Genomic DNA, 4,897 nt, shown 5'->3' on the forward strand with positions numbered 1-4,897 from the left:
CCGATGTCCGGCGGCTGACACACCGCTCCCCGGAACCGCGGGGAGCGGTGCGCACGGCCTCACCCCGTACGCCGAAGGCTCCCTGCCGAAGGCCCCGACCGCGGTCGGGGCCTTCGGTATGCCGGGGACCCGGTGCGTCCGGCCGGTCAGCCCACCCAGCAGCGCGTCACGGTGTCGTCCTCGACCTGGAAGTTGATCCGGCCGTGGCGGAACTCCATGGTGAGGAACGTGCCCGGGGGCACAGCCCGGACCGTGTCCCAGCCCCGGCTCCTGGCCTGCCGCTCGGCGGCGTCGGCGGCGAGGCCGACGTACGAGTCGGTGGCGTCGTCCGGTTGTGCTGGAGGGGTCGGTAGAGATGCCATGCCTTCACCGTAGGCGGCCCCGGACCATGACGGAAGGCCGGTACGGAAGGGCGTTCCCCCTGCATCTCCGTATGCCGTGGCGGTCACGTTTGTGTCACAGGATCCCCACACACGTATACGCGGTTCCATTCACTCGAACGGACCGGTCAAAAGCATCTGAACGCAATAACGGGAACCCCCGTTCGCCGGCCCGCCGGGGTACCGGCAGCCTTCCGGAACCATGGGGATGACCTGCCGCTTTCCCACCGCCGGGGCGTGCCGCCCGAATGGCCGGAGCACCGGGATTTCCCGCCCCCTTAAACCGGATTCTCCTTTCCGCACATCTTCCTCACCCGCCCGCCGGACGGGGTGGCGGAGAACGTCGCCCGGGCCGGAGTCTCATGGTCCGTCGAGCGCACGCGTGAGACGGTTCCGCGCCTCCCGCAGGACCTCGGACAGCTCGGGCGGCTCGACCACCTCGAAATCGATCCCCATCATCAGCACATGGATCACCAGCACGGTGAGGTCCGGCGCGCCCGCGGTCAGCCGGCAGGTGTCCTCGTCCACGGCCTCCAGCACCCCGGCGGACGGCGACACCCGCCGGGCGGCGTCCGCCAGCGGAGCCTTCAGCAGGATCACGGCCCGGGCCGCGTACGCCGAGACCGCGACGCCCCGGGAGACGTACGCCGCCAGATCCTCCGCGGGCGGCGTACGCGGGGCGAACCGGGGGCCGTGCGGCGGCGTCGGGGTGATCCGGTCCACCCGGAAGGTGCGCCAGTCGGCCCGCTCCAGGTCCCAGGCCACCAGATACCAGCGGCGCTCGGTGCAGACGAGCCGGTGCGGCTCGACCGTACGACGCGAGAGCTCCCCGCCGTGGGTCCGGTAGGCGAACCGGAGCCGCTCCGCGTCCCGGCAGGCACCGGCCAGCTCGGTGAGCACACCGGGGTCGACCGCGGAGTCCTCCGGGCCGTGCAGCATCGGCACGGTGAACGCGCCGAGGGCGCTCACCCTTCGGCGCAGCCGGTTCGGCAGCACCTGTTCGAGCTTGGCCAGCGCGCGTACGGAGGTCTCGCCGATGCCCTCGATGCCGTGTCCGGCGGCCGTGCGCAGGCCGACGGCGACCGCGACGGCCTCCTCGTCGTCCAGCAGCAGCGGCGGCAGCTCGGCGCCCGCCCCGAGCTGGTAGCCACCGCCCGTGCCACGGCTGGCGTTCACCGGGTAGCCGAGGTCGCGCAGCTTGTCGACGTCCCGGCGGACGGTGCGCGGGGTGACGCCGAGCCGGTCGGCCAGATCGGCGCCGGACCAGTCCCGGTGGGCCTGCAGCAGTGAGAGCAGGCGCAGCAGTCGTGCCGAGGTCTCCAACATACGGGCGAGTCTGCCAGGGGCAACGGACAGTATCTGTCCGCTACCCCTGCCGTCCCGTCACCTCTCCCGTCATTTCTCCCGGCCGGGAGAGCGGCGCGACCGGCTCGTACGGCGGTGGGGTCACGCGGACTTCCCCTTGCGGAGCACGTCGGCGGCCTTGTAGCGCAGGGCGTAGGCCCCGTCGAGGACGCTGCCCCGAGTGCGGTGCAGCACGGTGCGCAGGGCGCTGTGCCCGTGCCCCTGGGCGCCGCGGGCGACGAGTTCGGCGAACAGGCTCTCGTGGCGCTCGGCGATCCGCGCCGGGCCGAAGCGGGCCGAGGCGCTCAGCGCGGCCCCGCCCATCCGGTGCCGCAGTTCGTCGTCCTCGATCAGCTGGAGCAACGCGGCGGCGATCGCGTCCGGGTCGCCGACCGGCACCAGGCGCCCGTCGACGCCGTCCTCGATGATCTCGGCCGGCCCGTGCGGGCAGTCGGTGGCGACGACCGGCAGACCGCCGCGCATCGCCTCGACGATCGTCATGCCGAAGGACTCGCGCTCCGAAGTGACGGCGGCGATCGACCCCTTGGGCCACTCGTCCTCCATCGGGTTGACCGATCCCATCAGGAACACCTGTTCCCGCAGGCCGAGTTCTCCGATGAGGGTGCGCAGCGCCGCCTGTTCGTCGCCGGTCGCGTCCCCGCCGCCGTAGATGCGCAGCCGCCAGTCCGGGCGGGCCGCGGAGACCTGGGCGAAGGCCCGCACCAAGAGGTCGTAGCGCTTGACCCGGTGCAGCCGGCCCGCCGCGACGACCCATTTCAGGTCGCCGCCCGCGGGCGGACAGGCGGGCTCGGGAACGGCGTTGGGGATGGTCTCGATCCGCAGGCCCGGCAGCTTCAGCCGACTGCGGTAGTCGTCCGCGTCGGCACGGGTGACGGTGGTCAGCGCGTCGAGCAACGTGTACCGGTAGGCGATCTCACGGCGCAGCCGGTAGCTGTGGCTGTCGAGCGTCAGGTGCTCCTGCCCGACGCGCACCGGCCCGCGGCGGGTCTGCCGGCTGAGGTGCACGTTGAGACCGGGGCGGGTGCCGACGACGACGTCCGCCCCGATGGTCTGGAGATGGGCTGCGATACGGGCATCGGTGAGCCTGCTGTACTGCTTGTACCTGCTGTCCCCGCGCGGGAACACCACGGCGGGCCGGGCGTGTTCGGCATCGCCGCCGTCGTACGTCGCGCTCTTCTTCCGCAGGTCGACGAGGTGGCGCATCGTCACGCCCTCGGGCGCGCCGAGGACGGGGGCGTCACGGTGCCGGAAGACGGACACGATCTCGACGTCGTGCTGCTCGGCGAGCGTACGGGCGAGCGTGAACGTCGTCCGGATCGTTCCTCCGATTCCGTAGGCATTGTGCAGAAGAAAAGAGATATGCATGTTATCGCTGTTCCTCCTGTTGACCTGACCTGTCAAGACAGTACTTCCGGGCAGATTTCCGTCCGAAAATGAACCTGGAATCCCGGAGCGCCCGAAGAAGCGCGGGCAGGACCCCCACTCCGCCGCCGGAACCACCACTGACCTGCGGAGTTCCGGAATCCTCGGATCCGGGTGACCGTGGGCCCGAAGGGGACGGCACCACGCCTGCGGCCATCGGTGCGGTAAACCGGTGGCCACCCGCCATCCCTTGGCCAACACTTTCCTTCGAGGTTGACGTAGGGAAATGCCATGAGGTTGCCTGCGTCCGGATAAAACTTCCCGACGGGACGCGAGAGCCTTACGCCGGCCGTGCGGAACCCGGTACATCGACTGCTCGACGTACCGATGTGTCGACCTGTTCCCCACTTCCGTCCGCCCCGGTGCGTGACCCCGGCCACGGATCCCGCGTTGTCTCTTCATGAGCCGGGAACCACCCGGCCCACGCACCGAGTTCGAGGAGCCCCCGTGCCGCGCATGCTCGACGTCAGTCAGGACGTACGCGCCGAGATCGGCGACGACGAGGCCGACCGGCTGCTCGTCGGCGACAACGCCCCGGGCAGTTACGACTGCACCTCCTGCCGCACCCCCGGCGACTCCGACCAGGAACGCACCAGCACGGTGCTGTTCATCGGAGACGAGACCGCCGTCCTCGCGTTCGCCCACGCGACGTGCATCCCCTCGCAGGTCGTCAAGGTCGCGGAGGACCAGCTCCAGGGCGCGGTGCGCAGCATCACCGGCAGCGAGCAGAAGAATACGGAGGGGCTCATGCCCGAACAGGCCGTCCTCGGCATCACCAGCGGACTCGTCCTCATCGAGGACGATCTCCGCCCGGCCCTGGTCGTCGAACCGACCGGCCCGGTCGCCCGGCCCGGAACCGACGGCAGCGGGGGCGACGAGTTCCTCCAGCTGCTGCTGGAGCAGGGCTTCCGCTCCGCGCCCGACATGAACCGGCTGCCGGAGGTCCTTCCCGGCTGGTCCGTGCTGCTGGCGGTGGGCCAGCTGCACGCCGTGCTGCAGCCGAGCGCCGGCGGCGGCAACCCGGTCGCCTGGTGGCAGGCCCACCAGCCACTCCAGGTGACCGACGGCTGGCGGGCCGCGGTCAACAAGTCGCAGACCGTCCTCGTCTTCGCCGCCCCGGCCGGCACCATCGGCCAGCAGCCGCGCGAGGACCTGCTCCGGGACGCCCTGGAGAAGGCCGCTGTCAACGGGCTCCTGGTCGCCGCATCGATGCCACTGGCCGGGACCTGATCATGTCCGGTCGGCTCGGGCACCCCCGCCGAACAGCGTTTTCTCCGGCGGGGCCGCATCCGACGGGCGGTGAGGTCGTTGGCACCTACGTGCACTCATACGACTCCTCCCGCCAGCATCAGAGTCAGATCCCTGCCATGCGTCCTTCGCAGGATCCGTCGGGGGGCATGTCCTCCACCCCGATCTACGACGCGCTGTACTCCGAGTACCGACGCTCGTTCCGGGCGTTGCCGGGCGACCGGAGCGGCGAGGAGAATCTCGGGTTCCCGGCCTTCGGCGCCGGTCTCTTCGCCTCCAGGGCACCGCTGAGCGGTAACTCCGGGCACAGCGGCCACGGCGGGCCCAACGGTCAGAGCGGGAGCAGCGGGCAGAACCAGCACACCGGCAGCCTCGGCTCCTGGCAGCGGGTGGGCCGGCATGCGGGGCGGCCCCGGCCGGCGGCGCTGCCGCCGGGGTCACATGACTCCTGAAGCCCGATGACGAAGTCCGCACGACGAAGC

General features: G+C 71.2%; 5 protein-coding genes. 2 read left to right on the forward strand and 3 right to left on the reverse strand.

What is annotated here, in order from left to right; all coding sequences use genetic code 11:
* Positions 1-146 precede the first annotated feature (146 nt).
* From B9S58_RS32695 to B9S58_RS32705, 3 genes are all read right to left on the reverse strand, one after another.
* On the reverse strand, positions 147-362 hold the full coding sequence (locus B9S58_RS32695) for an I78 family peptidase inhibitor (protein ID WP_103535522.1): 216 nt from the start codon (positions 360-362) through the stop codon (positions 147-149).
* 378 nt (positions 363-740) lie between these two features.
* The gene (locus tag B9S58_RS32700) at positions 741-1,706 is read right to left on the reverse strand and encodes a YafY family protein (RefSeq protein WP_103535523.1); all 966 of its coding nucleotides are present in this window, start codon (positions 1,704-1,706) and stop codon (positions 741-743) included.
* A gap of 120 nt (positions 1,707-1,826) precedes the next feature.
* Positions 1,827-3,110, reverse strand: a complete 1,284-nt coding sequence (locus B9S58_RS32705) for a glycosyltransferase family 4 protein (RefSeq protein WP_103535524.1) — start codon at positions 3,108-3,110, stop codon at positions 1,827-1,829.
* A gap of 504 nt (positions 3,111-3,614) precedes the next feature.
* Here B9S58_RS32705 and B9S58_RS32710 point away from each other — a divergent pair.
* Together B9S58_RS32710 and B9S58_RS32715 are read left to right on the forward strand one after the other, a co-directional pair.
* A complete protein-coding gene (locus B9S58_RS32710; protein ID WP_103535525.1) occupies positions 3,615-4,397 on the forward strand; it encodes a hypothetical protein in 783 nt (260 codons plus the stop codon).
* Positions 4,398-4,534: 137 nt separating this feature from the next.
* Positions 4,535-4,867 carry a hypothetical protein gene (locus B9S58_RS32715; RefSeq protein WP_181009537.1) on the forward strand — a complete coding sequence of 111 codons (333 nt, stop codon included), beginning with the start codon at positions 4,535-4,537 and terminating at the stop codon, positions 4,865-4,867.
* The last annotated feature ends 30 nt before the right edge of the window (positions 4,868-4,897 follow it).

Source organism: Streptomyces sp. SM11, assembly GCF_002910905.1.
Lineage (GTDB): Bacteria > Actinomycetota > Actinomycetes > Streptomycetales > Streptomycetaceae > Streptomyces.